The 16,017-nt window shown below is 66.2% G+C and carries 23 protein-coding genes; 10 read left to right on the top strand and 13 right to left on the bottom strand.

The window, feature by feature from the left end:
- Positions 1-182: 182 nt before the first annotated feature.
- The 3 genes from SM116_RS14390 to SM116_RS14380 form a co-directional block, all read right to left on the bottom strand.
- Complete coding sequence (locus SM116_RS14390) at positions 183-1,421, bottom strand: sensor histidine kinase (RefSeq protein ID WP_320941656.1); 1,239 nt, start codon at positions 1,419-1,421, stop codon at positions 183-185.
- Complete coding sequence (locus SM116_RS14385; RefSeq protein WP_320941655.1) at positions 1,418-2,182, bottom strand: response regulator transcription factor; 765 nt, start codon at positions 2,180-2,182, stop codon at positions 1,418-1,420. The genes SM116_RS14390 and SM116_RS14385 overlap by 4 nt, the downstream gene beginning before the upstream one ends.
- A gap of 175 nt (positions 2,183-2,357) precedes the next feature.
- Positions 2,358-2,855, bottom strand: coding sequence for a DUF427 domain-containing protein (locus tag SM116_RS14380; protein WP_320941654.1), 498 nt, complete (start codon positions 2,853-2,855; stop codon positions 2,358-2,360).
- Between the two features lie 676 nt (positions 2,856-3,531).
- On the opposite strand from SM116_RS14380, the gene SM116_RS14375 reads away from it, so the two are divergent.
- Entirely contained in the window at positions 3,532-4,098 is a 567-nt protein-coding gene (locus SM116_RS14375) for a P-loop NTPase family protein (protein ID WP_320941653.1), read from the top strand.
- A 165-nt stretch (positions 4,099-4,263) separates the two neighbouring features.
- Here SM116_RS14375 and SM116_RS14370 read toward each other — a convergent pair whose 3' ends face one another.
- Both SM116_RS14370 and SM116_RS14365 read right to left on the bottom strand, forming a co-directional pair.
- Positions 4,264-4,614, bottom strand: coding sequence for a hypothetical protein (locus tag SM116_RS14370; protein ID WP_320941652.1), 351 nt, complete (start codon positions 4,612-4,614; stop codon positions 4,264-4,266).
- A 19-nt stretch (positions 4,615-4,633) separates the two neighbouring features.
- Positions 4,634-5,461, bottom strand: a complete 828-nt coding sequence (locus SM116_RS14365; RefSeq protein ID WP_320941651.1) for a hypothetical protein — start codon at positions 5,459-5,461, stop codon at positions 4,634-4,636.
- Positions 5,462-5,664: 203 nt separating this feature from the next.
- Between SM116_RS14365 and SM116_RS14360 the strand changes: the two genes are divergently transcribed.
- From SM116_RS14360 to SM116_RS14350, 3 genes are all read left to right on the top strand, one after another.
- A complete protein-coding gene (locus SM116_RS14360; protein ID WP_320941650.1) occupies positions 5,665-6,294 on the top strand; it encodes a hypothetical protein in 630 nt (209 codons plus the stop codon).
- A gap of 144 nt (positions 6,295-6,438) precedes the next feature.
- A complete protein-coding gene (locus tag SM116_RS14355) occupies positions 6,439-6,786 on the top strand; it encodes a LysR family transcriptional regulator (RefSeq protein WP_320941649.1) in 348 nt (115 codons plus the stop codon).
- 403 nt (positions 6,787-7,189) lie between these two features.
- The gene (locus tag SM116_RS14350) at positions 7,190-7,549 is read left to right on the top strand and encodes an MmcQ/YjbR family DNA-binding protein (protein WP_320941648.1); all 360 of its coding nucleotides are present in this window, start codon (positions 7,190-7,192) and stop codon (positions 7,547-7,549) included.
- A gap of 113 nt (positions 7,550-7,662) precedes the next feature.
- Here the strand turns inward: SM116_RS14350 and SM116_RS14345 are convergent, their stop codons facing one another.
- Positions 7,663-7,923 (bottom strand): MafI family immunity protein, encoded by a 261-nt coding sequence (locus SM116_RS14345; RefSeq protein WP_320941647.1) that lies wholly within the window; start codon positions 7,921-7,923, stop codon positions 7,663-7,665.
- 188 nt (positions 7,924-8,111) lie between these two features.
- Between SM116_RS14345 and SM116_RS14340 the strand changes: the two genes are divergently transcribed.
- On the top strand, positions 8,112-8,522 hold the full coding sequence (locus tag SM116_RS14340; protein WP_320941646.1) for a nitroreductase family deazaflavin-dependent oxidoreductase: 411 nt from the start codon (positions 8,112-8,114) through the stop codon (positions 8,520-8,522).
- 322 nt (positions 8,523-8,844) lie between these two features.
- Positions 8,845-9,234 carry a carboxymuconolactone decarboxylase family protein gene (locus SM116_RS14335; protein ID WP_320941645.1) on the top strand — a complete coding sequence of 130 codons (390 nt, stop codon included), beginning with the start codon at positions 8,845-8,847 and terminating at the stop codon, positions 9,232-9,234.
- Between the two features lie 195 nt (positions 9,235-9,429).
- On the opposite strand, the gene SM116_RS14330 is transcribed toward SM116_RS14335, so the two are convergent.
- The 3 genes from SM116_RS14330 to SM116_RS14320 form a co-directional block, all read right to left on the bottom strand.
- Complete coding sequence (locus SM116_RS14330) at positions 9,430-9,912, bottom strand: hypothetical protein (RefSeq protein ID WP_320941644.1); 483 nt, start codon at positions 9,910-9,912, stop codon at positions 9,430-9,432.
- Between the two features lie 147 nt (positions 9,913-10,059).
- Positions 10,060-10,362, bottom strand: coding sequence for a hypothetical protein (locus tag SM116_RS14325; RefSeq protein WP_320941643.1), 303 nt, complete (start codon positions 10,360-10,362; stop codon positions 10,060-10,062).
- Positions 10,363-10,682: 320 nt separating this feature from the next.
- Complete coding sequence (locus SM116_RS14320) at positions 10,683-11,129, bottom strand: hypothetical protein (protein WP_320941642.1); 447 nt, start codon at positions 11,127-11,129, stop codon at positions 10,683-10,685.
- A 203-nt stretch (positions 11,130-11,332) separates the two neighbouring features.
- Here SM116_RS14320 and SM116_RS14315 point away from each other — a divergent pair, with 203 nt between their 5' ends.
- The 4 genes from SM116_RS14315 (at position 11,333) to SM116_RS14300 (ending at position 14,264) form a co-directional block, all read left to right on the top strand.
- On the top strand, positions 11,333-11,524 hold the full coding sequence (locus SM116_RS14315; protein ID WP_320941641.1) for a hypothetical protein: 192 nt from the start codon (positions 11,333-11,335) through the stop codon (positions 11,522-11,524).
- Between the two features lie 68 nt (positions 11,525-11,592).
- Positions 11,593-12,804 carry an IS21 family transposase gene (gene istA / locus SM116_RS14310; RefSeq protein ID WP_320941640.1) on the top strand — a complete coding sequence of 404 codons (1,212 nt, stop codon included), beginning with the start codon at positions 11,593-11,595 and terminating at the stop codon, positions 12,802-12,804.
- Positions 12,804-13,601, top strand: a complete 798-nt coding sequence (gene istB, locus SM116_RS14305; protein ID WP_320941639.1) for an IS21-like element helper ATPase IstB — start codon at positions 12,804-12,806, stop codon at positions 13,599-13,601. Before istA ends, istB begins: the two co-directional genes overlap by 1 nt.
- Before the next feature lie 258 nt (positions 13,602-13,859).
- Positions 13,860-14,264, top strand: coding sequence for a phage baseplate assembly protein V (locus SM116_RS14300; RefSeq protein WP_320941638.1), 405 nt, complete (start codon positions 13,860-13,862; stop codon positions 14,262-14,264).
- Between the two features lie 50 nt (positions 14,265-14,314).
- Here the strand turns inward: SM116_RS14300 and SM116_RS14295 are convergent, their stop codons facing one another.
- The 4 genes from SM116_RS14295 to SM116_RS14280 form a co-directional block, all read right to left on the bottom strand.
- Positions 14,315-14,554 (bottom strand): hypothetical protein, encoded by a 240-nt coding sequence (locus tag SM116_RS14295; RefSeq protein ID WP_320941637.1) that lies wholly within the window; start codon positions 14,552-14,554, stop codon positions 14,315-14,317.
- 385 nt (positions 14,555-14,939) lie between these two features.
- Positions 14,940-15,365 (bottom strand): NAD(+)--rifampin ADP-ribosyltransferase, encoded by a 426-nt coding sequence (gene arr / locus SM116_RS14290; RefSeq protein ID WP_320941636.1) that lies wholly within the window; start codon positions 15,363-15,365, stop codon positions 14,940-14,942.
- Between the two features lie 55 nt (positions 15,366-15,420).
- Positions 15,421-15,765, bottom strand: coding sequence for a type II toxin-antitoxin system PemK/MazF family toxin (locus SM116_RS14285; protein ID WP_320944188.1), 345 nt, complete (start codon positions 15,763-15,765; stop codon positions 15,421-15,423).
- Positions 15,762-16,007 carry a ribbon-helix-helix domain-containing protein gene (locus tag SM116_RS14280; protein WP_320941635.1) on the bottom strand — a complete coding sequence of 82 codons (246 nt, stop codon included), beginning with the start codon at positions 16,005-16,007 and terminating at the stop codon, positions 15,762-15,764. Before SM116_RS14280 ends, SM116_RS14285 begins: the two co-directional genes overlap by 4 nt.
- Positions 16,008-16,017: the final 10 nt, after the last annotated feature.

The raw sequence follows: 16,017 nt of genomic DNA, 5'->3' as shown, positions 1-16,017 counted from the left end.
CAGCATCGCGGCTGACGCGATTGCGATCGCAGTCACTGACCCACCGACGAGGCTGGCGATACGTGTTCCCCGGCTCCTGATGCTCATGACGGCTCCTGTTCCTGTGCGTTGCGTACGCTAGCCAGCCTGCCGCCCGAATCTTTCGCGATTCTTATTCCGGCTGACAGGAACCCCAGAGTCGGCTATCCGTTCTTGATGCGCGGGAAGCGGACCGTGACCACGGCGCCTCCACCCGCGTGCGCTCCGATCTCGACCCGTCCGCCGTGACGTGCCGCCACCTCCGCGACCAAGGCCAGCCCGAGTCCGTAATGACGGGGGCTCGCGCCGCCGCGTCCCCCCCTCGCCGCGTCCGGGCGTGCGCTCGCGAACCGCGTCAAGGCATGCTGATCGAATCCCTCCGGAAAGCCCGGCCCGTCATCGGCCACCCGCAGCACCGCCTCGCGCCCGGTCGCAGTGACACTCACCTCCACATGCGTGGCAGCGTGATCCATCGCATTCGACACCAATGCCATGACAAGACGAATCAGGGCAGCGCGCGTGCCGAGCACGGCCACGTCGGATCCGCCCGGTGTCCTCGCGGCCGTCACCTGACGCGAGGCGGCCTCCGGCTCCACCGACGCGAGGACGTCGTCAGCCACCGAGGCCAGGAGCACAGGCACACGCTCAGCATCCTGTCTCGGATCTGCGGCGACCAGCAGGTCCTCCAGGATGTCCGTCAGGGACCGCGCGTCGGTCACGATCTCCTGAATGCCGGCCTTCTGACCGGGCGGGGAGGTCCGCAGCAGAAGCTGCGCGCGGGTGCTCAACAGCGTCACCGGGGTCCTCAGCTCGTGACCCGCGTCGGCGACGAACCGCCGCTGCATCGCGAGCGCATCAGCCATCGGCCGCATCGCACGCCCCGACATCCACCACGCGATCAAGACGGCGCCGGCCACGGCGGGCACCCCCGCCAGGAGCAGAGAAGACAGGAGACGAGCCATCTCCTCATCACCCTCCCTCGTGCTCACGGCGACCTGGACAACCCGCCCGGAGTCGGAGTCCGTGCGGATCATGTACGGGGCGCCGTCGAGAGTGACCCGCTCCACGACGGGTGCCCCGCCCTCCACGGCAGACGCCATGGAGGACGTCACAGGGAATCCTTCTGGGGCCTCGGGCGAGACCGTCACCCCGGACGATGACTGGATGGCGACGAACGTCCCGGGCGGCAACTCTGCGGACGGCCCGGCGTGCTCGGCGGAAGTCAATGCGTTCAGCAGAGACTCGTTCGCGGTCGCGGCGACGATGATGACCACGACACCGGCGATGACGAGGAACAATCCCACCATCAGGGCGGAGAAGGCGACCGTCAGTCGCCGCACCGCCCGGCGCAGCCCGGCAGCGTCGGCCGGCCCATCCCGCCGACGTCGACGGGACACCGTCACGAGACCGACCCGAGCGCGTAGCCCACGCCCCTGACGGTGAGCACGCAGGCTCGGCCGAGTTTCTTCCGAAGATGGTGCACGTACGCGTCGACGACGCCCGTCTCCTCGGCATCAGCGAAGACGCGCTCGAGCAGCTCCGCGCGGGTGAACACCTGAGTGGGGCGCCGCGCCAACGTCGCGAGCAAGCCGGTCTCCCGCTCCGAGAGGATCACCACACCGTCCTCACGTTCCACCTCATGCCGCGACGGGTACAGCACGCCGCCCGGCACTCGGACACCCTCCGTCGGGGCCGCGGACTTCCGTCGCAGCACGTTGATCCGCGCAAGCAGCTCATCGATGTCGAACGGCTTCGCCAGGTAGTCCTCCGCGCCCCTCTGAAGTCCCTCGACGCGATCCGCGGGGTTCCCCAGCGCAGACAGGATCAGCGCCGGCACAGTGTTGCCCCTTCCGCGCAGAGCCTCGATCACATCGAGACCCTCACGGCTCGGCAGCCCACGATCGAAGACCAGCACGTCGAACGAGCGTGTCATGGCCTCATGCAGAGCGCGCTGACCGTCATGGACGACCGTGACCTCGTGCCCCTCGGACTCCAGCAGATCAGCGAGCATCTCCGCTAGACGTACATCGTCCTCGGCGAGAAGCACGCGAGCACACTCAGTGGACACGAACCGCAGTATACGAAACTGGACCGACGTCTCCACGCGGTGACGGCAGCGTTGTGCGCTCCAACTCACTCTCGCAGAGCGCACGAACTCGACCACACACGCTCTGACGTCCGTACCACTGGACCTGTGCGCCGGACGATCTGCCGCTTCGTCGAGAAGGGCGCCCTCCTTCGCCTCGCCGGCGGCGTCTTTACGGCTCCGGCGGGTCCTGGGGTCGCAGGGCCCGACGGGTCGGTCCACGGCGATAGGGATCGCGAGCGGCTCCTCGGCCTCACCAACCCGCGGACGCCGGGGCACCCTTGAATGGACCCGCGATCGCCGAGGTGATCCATCCGCCGTAGAACCTGCCGGGCTGGGGTGTGACCAGTTCGCCGTCGAGTTCGCAGGCGTCCATGGGTCCGGCGTACACCGCCACGCGTCCGGTGAGGGCCTCGTACCCTTCGGATGGTCGCGGATAATTCCACGCTGCACGAGGAACGGTCACCCCACCTCCCCGCACGTCGAGGTAGCGGGCGAAGCCTTTGAACTCGCAGAACGAGCTGCCTTCGGCGTCCATGAGCGCTCCGTCGGCGAAGGCCGCCATCGGCAGATAGTAGACAGGTGGATGGCTCGTCTCGAGAACGCGCACGACGTCGTCGGTGTCGATGATGACGTCGCCTCCGAGGCGGATCAGCACCCGGCTCGAGACCCGCTCGATCCGGGGCGGTCGCGGGTAGTCCCACACCGACTCCTGGCCCGGTGCGACCGGATCGGGAGTGGGACGGGTCATCGTCTCAGCGTAGGTCACCCGCACACAGTGCGGGTCATCGAGCCTCGACGACTCGCGATCGCGGGCATCGGCGCGCGACGCGACCGTCAGCAGGTCGCGATCCTGGGACAGAACGGTGCCTTACTGAGACCAGCGTGACTCCAGACCTCACGCGGGTCTCAGAGAAGGAGGTCTGTCACGCGACGTTTGGAGGGGGCGCGATCCCAGTGTCTTCCAGGCAGAACAGGAGCGGAGGATGGGGGATTCGAACTCTCGTTTTACTAATGCCTCGAGCCGTGCAACCTGGTTTACACCCGATCCCTGATATTGCATGGGATCGGGGGCGTGACACTGCAAAGTGCCGGCGTGCGTTGCTTCTTCTCTCTCTCGGTTCTCGTCTTGGTTCTTCGTCTTGGTTCTTGGTCTTGGTCTTCGTCTTGGTTCTCGACCGCCTCTTGGTCCGTCCGTCGTCTTCGTCCTCCGTCTTGGGCCGGTAGAGGAGTCGGGCATAGTACGGCCACTCGAGGTTCGAGATGCCTCGCGCGTATGTCGCCCGCCGATCGGGCATGGGACCGAGCGGGTCATATGCGACGACAGGGCCGCAGGCCGGCGATCAGCAGCACCTCTCGAGCGCTTGCGTCTTCGGCCTGCTCCGCGGTCGGGCGGTCGAGAAGGCGAGATCGATACCATCGGCAGCGTGCTGCGCTTCGACGACCCGCTCCCGGTACGGCCGAAACGTGTCTTGGTCGCGGGAGTGTCGGGGGTCGGAAAGACGAGCCTCGCGAGTCGAATCGCGGAGATCATCGATGCCCCGCATACCGAGATCGACGCGCTGTATCACGGCGCCGGCTGGGTTCCGCGCGACGACTTCCTCGACGACGTGCGCACACTGATCGCCGAAGAGTCATGGACCACCGAGTGGCAGTACTCGACCGCGCGGCCGCTCCTCGCGGCCGCCGCCGACACGCTGGTCTGGCTGGATCTGCGGTTCGCGACGGTCACTCTCCCCCGCGTCGTGCGACGCACGATTCGGAGGCGATTGCGACGCGAGATCTTGTGGAACGGCAACGTCGAGCCCCCGTTGCACACGATCTTCAGCGACCGGGAGCACATCGTGCGATGGGCGGTCTCCACCCGGAACACGTATCGAACGCGCGTGCCGGCGCTCGAACATGACCATGCTGGTCTGGCTGTGGTCCGCCTCGAGTCTCAGCGCCAGGTCGAACGCTGGCTCCGCGGATCACTCGTCGACGCCGTTCGGTGAAGGACCGATTTGTGTTCACCGCGGCAGGCGTCCGCGTACTCGGTCGGACAGTCGAGCGAGCGTACCAGTATGGCGCGCGCACACCGAGTCGACGAATCGCAAGTTGATGTCGAGATCTGGCCGCACCGCGCGTTGCTTCAGGCCCCACACGACTGTGCCACATCGTCAGCGGAAGAGGGCGAGCGCGGACCGGTACCGGTCGATGTCGGCGCGGGTTTCGGCTGTGAGGAGCAGGGTGTGCGCGCCGATCACGCGGGTGAAGGATCCCCGGCAAGGGATCTGGACGATGGTGGTGAGCCCCGTCCGCCACGCCGCGATCACCGCGTCGAGCGCAACGTGTTCGGGTTGCTCGCCCACGGCGTTCATCGATTGTGCCATCCGGCGTTCGCCCACCGCCCGCTGCCAGCGCTGGTGATCCTCGGTCAGCGCATCACGACCGAAGATGTCGTCCCACGATGGACCGATCATCTCCTTGATGAGCGCGGCGCGTTCGTCTCCCGGCGACGCCGAACGCATCCGGTCGAACGCGTGGTCGTCACGGGGTGTGCCGGCAAACCGCAGGGCATCGCGCCAGATCCCGGGCCACGCATCCTCCCACTCGGCGATCGGCGCCGCTCGCCGCTCGGATTCGCCGACGACGGCCGGGGTGTCGACGAGCAACGGCGGTGGGTCGTCCATCATCGGTCTCAGCTGCCGTGAGAACGCCCCCGCTGGGCAGTGCGGCGCCGAGGCCGTAGACGTGAGGATCGGTGTCGATGCGGATGCCGTCCAGCATCCGCCCATCCACGACCACGCGGGCATCGCGCTGGATGGCGGCGGCCGTGACATCGGGCGCCGGGTTCAGACTCCCGAGCCGACCGTCCCAGCCGCGCTCGGCGCGGACGTAGTTCCGCAGCACGTGGTTGACGTGATGGAGCAGGATGGCATCCACGGTTGAGCGCTCGTGCTCTTCGCGGTGCCAGCTGGTGCGCACCGCCTCGTGAAGCTGCGGGAAGCGCAGTCGCTCGGCCATCTCCACGACCCAGTTCGGCCGGTTCCGGTAGGGGAGCTCCTCGAGCGCCCGCCGGGTGCCCTCGTCCAGCTCTCGGAGATTCTCGGGAGCCGCGCGATCGTCGGGACTGCGGACCAGCGTGTACGTGAAGTCGACGCACAACTCCACCAGGCCGGTGCCATCGTTCCCCGACTGGAAGCCTGGGATCGCATCCTCGACGGTCGGCTGCCGAACGAACGTCATCGCGGGAACGGGAAGCTCCCGGATCTTCTCCCACGACGCCGGGCGGGGATCCGGCACTCCCGCCTCTCCGTCATCGATGATCCGCACCGCACCAGCATCGCGATCGGCCACCCAGAACGGAAGAGGCATCGCCGAAACCCGACCTAGACACCTCGAGCCCATCGCCCACCACGATCAGCACCCCAACGCGACCGCCAGCAACTGCAGGAACACCGGGCACGGTGAAAGCGATTCCAACGCGCGAGGCACCCGTACGCCTCCGAGTCAAACGTCACAAGCGACGTCGCACGCAAGTGGACCCACCTTCAGCAACATCCTCGTAGATTGATCGAGTGCGCGGGGAGTATGTCGACGAGCGCGACTCGACCTGGGAGAGGAATGACCCACGCTTTCGCGTCTACGTTTTCAAAGGCGCGGGCAACACGACGACGGTGATGGACATCGCGGACGCTACGGTCGAGGAGGCGCTCGAGTCTGCACATGCGCTCGCGAACGGCGGCGAGCACCTGTGGTCGCTTGCGCTCGTCCAAGATGACGCTCGTGGTCGACGCGGGCTGCTGTGGCTTTCGGGCATGGACTACAACGATTGGCCAGCGACCGCGCTTGAATGGCGGCGCCGGCGGCAGATGCAAGACCGATACCTGAGCGCCAGACGCAGGCGCGGTTTGGCTGTGGTGCTGCCCAACGGCCTTCGACTGATCCGCGTCTTTCCCGAGTGGTGGGGCGGGTGGCCGTTGTGGGAGAGCTTCACCGACCACTACCGACTCGATGACCAGTCCCTGACCGTCACGCGCGAGCTGGCCGACGCCCTGTTCGACTGGAACGAGGAGTGGCTCGACCGCGACGAGAATGAGCCACTGGCGCATCCCGCCGAGTGGGAGCAGCGGGGCGTTGAGTTGGTCGAACAGCTGCGGCGCGAGCTTGATGGGGTTGCCGAGGTACGCCCCGAGTTCCTCTCCTAGGCGTTGCAAGCGCTCGTTGACGGACCCGCTGCGTGCCGGGGGTCCTGCCGGATGAAGCGTCCATGTACTCGGTATGCCCGTCGCGCAGGTCCCCCGACTTCCCCCACCTCACTATCTTGGGGGGAAGGATCGCGAAAGGATCTTGTGGATATCAGCCTGCTCATCCGGTTCGTCGCCGTCGCCGATGAGCTGCACTTTCCGCGAGCAGCGGACGCCTTGAACATCCCGCTGGCTGCCTTGTACTCGTCGATCGAGAAGCTCGAGAATGAGCTCGGGCAGCCGCTGTTCGTCCGCGACAGCGCCCAGACACGCTTGACCAAAGCCGGAGCGCTCCTTCTTGTCACGGCCAGGGAGGAGATCGCCGCCGCTCCCACGCCGGCGCCGAAACCTGTGGTTCCGCCCGGCGGCAAGGCCAAGGCCTCGAAGGGCAAGGGTCGCACCCCTGTCGTGAAAGGTCAGCCCAAGCCCTACAAGAAACGGCAGGGCCGGTAGTGTTCCTGCAGCGGGGACAGCGCACGCCCGAGGCGCTCGGCGATTGAGGTGAGCAGCCCGGTCAGCGACCGGCATCGTGCGGCCCTACCAGGAGAACTACCCTGATACGGTCGCGTCGCGACATCTGCGAGGAGGACCTGATGGGGATCAGTGCCGGAGCCTTGGTCGCGGTGTTCGCTACTCTGTTCGTTGTCCTAGTGGTGGTATTCCTCATCGTCCGACGCAGGCGGTAGTTTCCCGCACGCAAAGGGACCCGCCATCGGTCGCGAACGCGACGAATCCCGCGGTCGATCTCGCTTGTCGTTGTTCCCACGTTGCGGATGACGAGCATCGACAGGAAGATGTGGTCCTTGACAGCGTGCGAACGGGCACACTGTCTCGCGCATATCGGACGGGTTCTGAGATGGCTGTGATCGAGGATGTTCTGGCGCTTGGCGGCGCATTGGAGCGCTCATACCCGGTGTATGTGCGCGGGAGGTTGAAGTTCCGCGTCGGTCAGCTGGTCTACGTGGCGTTCTCGCTCGACGAAAGCGTGATGGGTTTCGCCTTCCCGAAGGAGGAGCGAGCGGCGTTGGTCGGCGGCGACCCACGCAAGTTCCAGATGCCATCGGCGTCAGACTTGCGCTTCAACTGGGTCCACGCAGATCTGGCGTCCCTGGAACCGACTGAGGCTCGCGAGCTCGTCGTCGACGCTTGGCGGATGGTCGTCCCCAAGAAGCTTTCTCGCGCCTACGATCTCACCAATCCCAACGGCCCGGGCTGAGGAACCGAAATGAACTCGCGCGGGTGGTGGGTTTGAGGCCAGCGGCGGGGCTGACGCCTCCGCCCCCACCTACATGGACCCGTTCGCTCGCGGACCGGCCTGCGGACGAGATATCACTGGTCCTCGACAGCGAGCTCACTAAGGTCCGCGACGCTCGGACGGTCGATACCCATGGCATCGGCGAGTGCCCGGATCGCCACGATCTCTCGCCTCAACAACGGCTCTGCGTCGTCCGATAGACGATCGCAGAGGATCTCGAGACCAACGCCGTACTCACCGACGTCGACGAACTCTACGAACTCGGCGACGAGCTCAGCCCCAATATGTGTCCCGAGGTCGTCCGCGAGTCGTCGAAGATCTCGTTCGAGCGCCATCAGCTACTCCCCGCATCGGGGTTCACGCACACAATCCGATCAAGAGCACACGTAACATCCTGCCCGCAAGCCGACCGAGTTAAGCACGGTGATCGAGCTCTCAACGACCGGCTGGCACAGACTTGGCCTTCCTACCGGGCGCGTTGGCCATCAGCGTTGCATAGAAAGTCTCACCGATCGCGTGGAATGTGTGCAGCAGCGAGATTGCTTCAACACGTGTGAACAACGACGTCAACACGGCCCTGCACCGAAGTCAGCTCATCGACTTGACCACGACCGGTCGCCGTAGCCGGCTACCTCGCCGCATCGAGATCTTCCTGCACGATGAGGACGGCGTGCTGTTCATCACCGGGATGCCGCGTCGAGACCGCATACGGGACTGGATCCAGAACATCACCGCTGACCCCCACGTCATCGTGCATTTGAAGAACGGCATCGAGGCCGACATTCCTGCCACGGCGCGGGTCATCACCGATCCCCACGAAGCACGGCCGCTCATCGAGGCCGCCGCACGCCGATGGCGCAGAGACGATGTCGACGAGATGATCGCGCACAGTCCGCTCATCGTGCTGACCGCGGCTACCGCGCCCGCCGCCTGACGGCATCCCGAGTCACTGGCCGCGGTCCCCGGCGCGAAGGAGCAGAGCCTCCCTGAGCCGACGAACAGCGGGAAGGCAAGTGCCAGAGTGATGGCGAACGTCGCCGGGATGACCGCGATCGCCACAACAACGATCCATGAGGCACCGACTCCCCCAACCACCCTCTCACACGCCCGAGCTGGTCCACGCACTGGCGGCATCACGCCAGGAGCGCGCAATAGCCGGTGACAGCACACGACACCGCCATCCGCGCCGGACTCTCCGGCCTCTTGCCCTCGTTCAATCCTCATCTCCCCAAGCCGACACCCCACCAAGGAAGACCATGACCACCGACGAAGAAGACCGCCAGTTCGCCGCCGCCCTGGACGAAGCAGAGCGGATGCTCGGATTCCGCCTCGAGCGATTCCTCGGCGCCACCGAGACCGAGCCGGCCAACGCAGCTGATTTCAAACGACTCGCCACCGTTCAGGCGTTCGGTGCCGCATGGCCCCGCACGGAACACATTGACACCCGCACCCGCGCCTTAATCTCAGTCACCATCGCCGCCACGCTCGGCGTCCTCGAACCGCTCCGTGGCCAGCTCCGTATCGCACTCAACAACGGTGTCACCAGAGAAGAAGTCGTCGAGGCCTTCATCCAAATCAGCGCGTACGCTGGCGCCGCCCGCGCCTTCGAGAGCTACGGCATCGCAGCCGAGGTATTCGCCGAATAGCACCCGCACTAGGACCACGCCCGCGTGCCACCCTCCGTTACAATCTGCCCGAACGGGGACGGTCTTCCGCACCTAAGGTGGTGGCTGCGGGCCATACACTCTGTGGCGCATGGGGAATTCCCGTCGTCCCTTCCGAACCCCGTAGGCGATCACGGCGGCCGCCCCGCTCGAACGGAAGTTCACTGAGGCCCGTCACTACTCGTCGGGGTCGGGCGTAGCCGCTGTGAGCTGTGCGCGGTAGAAACTGCCAACTGTGCGGAGCGTTGGCACGACCGCTCTCTGCGGGAGCATCTCTCTGTAGTCGGCCCGACGGTCACGCGCGCCAATCCTCGGAGCGACGAGGGCACCAGCGATGGCCCCATAGTCCGCCCATCGAAACGTGGGTCCGAGCGTGAGGTCCGCTCCGGGAAATACGTTCCGACTCGGGTGAACCTCAGAATGTCCCGACTCTATGACCAGCGAATGGGTATTGACGTTCCGAGCCACGTTGACTGCCCCGGTGAGAATCCCGTCGGCGGTTCCGTCGACGTCCGCCCAATAGGCTGCCCCGCGTCGCCCCTTTAGCGCGTCCTGTATCCGATACACGAGCGCGAGGGCAGCGTCCGTCGCTCGGCGCGCCTCGTCGGTCGAAGGTGCGTGCGCCAGCGATTCGGTGCGGAACTCGAGATCTATGATCATCGTCCCGATGCCGACGTCGCACCGCTCGAGACCAACGACGCGGTCGTAGCGCCCCCAAGTACTGCGTCATGCTGGACCCTGGTGCCCGGAACGCAAGCCAGGTCTGACCAGACTTCGGCCCGGTACGGGACCCCCATCGGACGGCGGTCAGGCCGGTGCGTTCCCGCTCGACTGGACGTGGATCCGTCCGCGGAGAAACGGCAGGACTGGCGCACGATATACGAGCGAGGGCGCGTGCGCCGGTTCGAGCGCGAACTCCGCCTGACCGAATCGCCAGAGCCTGTTGAAGAGGAATACCCGGATGATCACTGTCTGGTCTGAGGGAACCTGCCACGTGCCGAGCCCCCACTGGACGGGATGACCGCGCCCCGCGATCACGAGTGTCGGCTTGATCCTGGCGTAGAGCGCGAGCCTGGGCTTGTGCAGAGCCACCTCGATGCGGCGGGTCACGGTGCCGCCGACCAGTCGAACTCTCGCATGGTCGGACTGCGACGACCAACGCGGAACGAACCTCGATCTGCGTCCAAGGTGTGCAGAAGAGGTGCAAACGGCATATGGCATTCTCCCAGAGCGAGCCGAGCCTTCAGCACGGCGGCGCAGGATGCCGGTAGCAGTACGGTCTAGCCACCGTCCACACGCAACGCACCGAATCAGACCGATGCCCCGGCGTGGCGTCCACGTGGGCGGATGGGTCCCGCGAACGGGTGCGGCGCGTAGAGGGACCCGCCTTTGGGCACTTCTGGCAAGCGACAGGGAATCAGCGACCCTGGTCATTCAATGGCGGAGCGGCGCTCGTCTGGTGCGTCGCCGGCGGCGACTGTGAAGCAAGTCGGCTTTGCGGCGACGGCGACCAGAGCAAGGAGAATGAGCAACCCACCGCCGGGGAGAGCGAAGGATATGAGCATCCCGGCGGACAACAGTGCGAACGCGGCTGCCAGTCGCCAGCTTCGGAAGACCGCAAGAATCGCCGCGCACGCGAGCACACCGGCGAGCATCACAAGCATTCCCGCGACAAAGACGTCTCCCGTTCCCGGAAGGCGCAGCGCGTCCTCGGCGGCGTTCGCGAACCCCGCGAGCACCGCCCCTGCCCCGGCAACGAGCGCGATCACGCGGACGCTGCGCGACGGCGACAAGCGAGACAGGTAGACCACAGCAGGGCCGGTAAGGAGGAGCGCGGCGGTGAAACTCCAGACCGCCAGATAGTCAATCGGACTCACCGCGTCGTAGTAGCGCGGAGAGAGCGCATCCGATGCCGATTGCGCGCATCGGGACCCGAACCGAACGCGTTGGAGGCCGCACTCGAGCTACTTCTTGGGCTCACCGCCCGGATCAGGAGCTGCTGAGGGAAGGTCAGTGCGTGCTTCGCCCCGGGTGACGACAGGCAGGAGCCGGGCATAGGCTCAGCGCTGGGAGGGCGCGAATGAGCGAGCGGAATTCGGGTACAGGCGCCATCGTCGGCGGCGGCGCGATCTACAGCCTCGGCATCATCGGTGCGTGGTTCTGGTTCTGGTCGCAGGCCGATCAGTTCTGGGGCTACGTCTGGGCGATCGTCGAGGGCCTCTTCTGGCCGGCATTCATGGTCTACGACCTGTTCGCCTTCCTGCACCACTAGCGGTGTCGGCGGCGCTCGAAAACTGGACAGTAGCGGCGCTCGAAAAGTGAACACTCAACGATTGGAGAGTGATCACTTTGGAGGATTGGGCGTTGATCCGCAGGCTGGCTGCGGAGGGTGTTCCGAAGGCGCAGATCGCGGCGCGGCTGCAGATCTCGAGGACCACGGTCATCAAGGCGGTGGGTTCGGGTTCGCCGCCGCGGTATGAGCGGGCGGCGAGGCCGACCTCGTTCACGCCGTTCGAAGCGCGAGTCCGGCAGCTGTTGGTCGAGACTCCGGATATGCCGGCGACGGTGCTGGCCGAGCGGGTGGGGTGGACGGGGTCGATCCGCTGGTTCCGGGACAACGTGCACCGGCTGCGGCCGGAGCAACGGCGTATCGATCCCGCGGACCGGCTCACGTGGGAGCCCGGGGACGCGGCGCAGTGTGATCTGTGGTTCCCGCCGGAGAAGATCCCTCTGGAGGACGGCACCCGGAAGCTGCTGCCGGTGCTGGTGATCACGGCCGCGCACTCGAGGTTGATGCTCGCGCGGATGATTCCGACGCGGAAGACGGAGGATCTGCTGCTGGGGTCGTGGGAGCTGATCCAACAGCTCGGGCGGGTGCCGCGGCGGCTGATCTGGGACAACGAACCCGGCATCGGGCGCGGCAAACGGCACGCCGAGGGCGTTGACGCGTTCATGGGCACGCTGGCGACGAGGCTGGTGCTGCTTCCGCCGAAGGACCCGGAGTCCAAGGGCGTCGTGGAGCGCCGCAACGGCTGGTTCGAGACCTCGTTCATGCCGGGCCGGTCGTTCACTTCCGCTGCGGACTTCGACGCCCAGTTCCGGGACTGGCTGGGGCGGGTCAACGCCCGGGTGGTGCGCACCACAAAGGCGTCACCGCTGCAGCGGGTCGACGTGGACCGGGCGGCGATGCTGCCGTTGCCGCCGATCCCGCTGCACTTGGGTTGGCGCAACCGGGTCCGGCTCGGCCGGGATTACTACGTCCGTCTCGACACCAACGACTACTCCGTCGACCCGCAGGTAATCGGCCGGCTCGTGGACGTGACCGCGGACTTGGAACGGGTCAGAGTCCGCGCGGACGGGCGGATCGTGGCTGACCACGCGCGGGTCTGGGCCAGAGGGATGACGATCACCGATCCTGCCCATGTCGAGACCGCCGCGAGGCTGCGGAAACAGTTCCAACAGCCCCGCGCCGCCGCCGCCGGTGACGACCTGGCCCGTGACCTCGCGGACTACGACCGGGCCTTCGGGATCATCGATGGAGAGCTCAGCTGATGGCTACCACGAAGACGACCGAGTCGGTCAAGCAGCTCACGTATCTCGCCGGCGCGTTGAAAGCACCCCGGATCACCGAAGCCGCGACCCGGCTCGCCGACCAAGCCCGCGACGCGGGCTGGTCGTTCGAGGACTACCTCGCCGCCGTCCTGGAACGCGAGGTGTCGGCGCGCAACGCGTCCGGCGCGGAGCTGCGGATCAAGGCCGCCGGGTTCCCGGCACGGAAGACACTGGAGGACTTCGACTGGGACGCGCAGCCCCCAGCCCGGCAGCAGATCGCGCAACTCGCCTCCGGCGGGTTCCTCCTGGAAGCGCAGAACGTGGTGCTGCTCGGCCCGCCCGGAACGGGGAAGACGCATTTGGCGATCGCGTTGGGGATCGTCGCCGCCCGGCACGGGCATCGGGTGCTGTTCGCGACCGCGACGGACTGGGTCACCCGCCTCACCGACGCGCACCGGCAAGGCCGGCTCCCCCAAGAGCTCGCGAGGCTGCGGCGTTACGGGCTGGTCATCGTCGACGAAGTCGGCTACCTCCCGTTCGAGCAAGACGCGGCGAACTTGTTCTTTCAGCTGGTGTCCTCCCGCTACGAGCACGCGTCGCTGATCCTCACCTCGAACCTCCCGTTCTCCGGGTGGGGAGGGGTGTTCGGAGACCAGGCCGTCGCCGCTGCGATGATCGACCGGATCGTGCACCACGCCGACGTCCTCACCCTGAAAGGCGCCAGTTACCGGCTCCGCGGACGCGGCATCGACAGCCTCCCCAGCATCCGCACCACAACCGACGAAACCCCTGGCTAGACTGCCCGCAACCGTTCACAATTCGAGCGCCGAAAGCGACCAGGATTCAGGCGCCGCCGACAAGCGGATCGGGCGGACCGGGAAGTATCGCCGCGAGTCGGGGTCCTCAGAGTTCGGTACGCGTTGAGCCCGACGCAGATTTCGTACGCGGTTGCTACCAGATGAGCATTCCCAGTTGCCCCGTTCCCGCATGCTACCGGGACGCCACGGGCTCGTCGCGCAACCGGCAATGCGGCGGCCGCGGGGTAGCCTGGCGCCGTGTCGATTCATCGCGGTGTCGTTATCAACAACATCGACCCTCAGCAGCGGGGGCGACTGCAAATCACGGTTTACGACGTCTTCGGGGCTGATGTGTCGCCGTGGGCGCTCCCCGTCATCCCGCTTGGATCGGCAACCCCGATCACGCCTCCGATCGGCGCCGAAGTGTGGGTCACGTTCGAGAACGACGACGTCAACTACCCGGTGGTGCTCGGACTCGTCCCCACCATGCCAATGGTTACCCCGGTGCAGCTCGCCGCCGAGCTCGGCCACGACGATGGCGATCGACCCGGTCGGCGGGTCCGTCGGTACCTGCGTGAACGCTACCCCGGGCATCAGCACCATGGGCGTTGGCTCCTCACCCCCGAACAAGCCAACGACGTCAGAGCCCACTTCCAGCCTTGAGCCGTCCCCGCGTGTCAGCGCACGGACGGGTCATCAGATCGATCACCAAGTCACTCACCCGGTCGATCGCACTCGCGGTTCGCCCAGCAGCGCTTGGAGGAAGCTGGTGGGCGAATCGTGAACGGCACCACCCGGTCCACGGTGCCCTCCGGCGTCAACGAGACCCACGGGAACGACATCGACAACTCGGACTGCGAATGCGCGATCGTCGTGTTCCGGTAGACACGGATCATCTCGTGGGTTTCGACCAGATCTTCGGGAACATCAATGTGCTTGAGGAGTCCCGGCATGACGTTTGAATGTCCAAACGCCCGCATGTAGGCGACGACCGCGTGACTGGTCAGCGGCTGCCAAAGCGGAGACTGCGAGCCGGCCTCGAGGGCCTACTCCATCGCGGCTGCCGCCTCGGACAAATCATCGGAGTACGAGGTCAACTCCGCGAGCAACCGCGCCGCGGGAGTGTCCGGAAGGATCGTCAGATTGGGGCTGGTCGACATGACACCATCATCTAGCCAACGGAACCTCGCATCTGGCGGAGTGCGATGCCCGACCGAGGGCCGCCTACGTTCAATGCCTGTTTACGGATCGCTTGCGAGCCAGGCGTTCGTACCGGTAGCCAATGCTGCTTTCGGGATCCGCGCCTGGATCGATCCCGGTCGGCCGACGATCCGGTCTCTAGTTGATGATCTCGGCGTCGCCTTCGCGGAGCGCAATGAGCCGACCCCGCCACATCTCGATGGCCTCAGGACTCAATCGCGTCCACTCGGCGACCTCCTCGACCACCACCAACGGCGCGCTCGTCCGATAAGAACGTGTGGGGTTGCCGGGGAACTTCTTATCGGTGACGTTCGGGTCGTCCTCGAAGTCTCCGGTGGGCTCGACGACGTAGACATGGGGCTGTGCTCCGTCAGGTCCGAGCATGGCGGCGACCTCCGCCGCCAATCCTGCCCCATCCCGCAGGGCGGTGAAGTAGATGTGGTTCATGATGACGTCGGGCCTGTAGTTCGACGGGCGCCCGGCGGTAAGTCGATCGCCGACACGGAGGTTCGCCCGGGTCCCGTGGAAGAACGGGCCACGGTCGGCTGAGGTCGTCTCGGTCATCGCGTCATTGTCGCACCGGGACTCGACGCGCGTTGAGCCACCCTCCTGCGTACGCTCATGTCCCGGTGACGAGGTGCACGCCGGCGCTGAGTTCGTTCAGGAGGTACGGGGGAAGGTGACCTGCGGCGAAGGGTTGAATGTACTCGCGACTCACGGGCCCAAGCTGGGTGACCAGCGCAACGGAGTCCTTGTCCAGCCCGCTGGCGATCGCCGGAATCAGCACGTTGCCGGGGAAGGCCTCCTGTGCGAGGTTCGACGTCAGGGGGATCAAGAGGATCGTGTTGATGGATGTCGCGAGCAACCAGTCATCCTGAAAGACGACTGTCGGTCGCACCTTCGCCGGCTCGGATCCGCGGGGCTCGCCGAAGTCGACCCAGACGACGTCGCCGCGAGCGATCACCACCCAGAGCCCGACTCGATCACACGACGGTTCTCTTCGAGCAGAAGGCCATCCTCTGCCGGCTGACCGACGCGGGTCAGCACGTCCTGCGCGATCAGGGTGAGGCTGCTGGAGCCCTCCAACTCGTCCGCCAGCTTGGCGCCCGCGCGTCGGTAGAACTCCGAACGGCTCATGCCGTTGCGGGCCGCGATCCGTTCGAACCGCTCGAAGTCCTTGTCAGGGAGAGAGATCGCCGTCTTCATGGCTGAAGTA

Origin of the sequence: Microbacterium rhizosphaerae (assembly GCF_034120055.1) — a bacterium.
In the GTDB taxonomy this organism is placed as follows: domain Bacteria; phylum Actinomycetota; class Actinomycetes; order Actinomycetales; family Microbacteriaceae; genus Microbacterium; species Microbacterium rhizosphaerae.
Note: the sequence above shows the minus strand (reverse complement) of the source record. Positions and strands in the feature narration are given on the sequence as shown.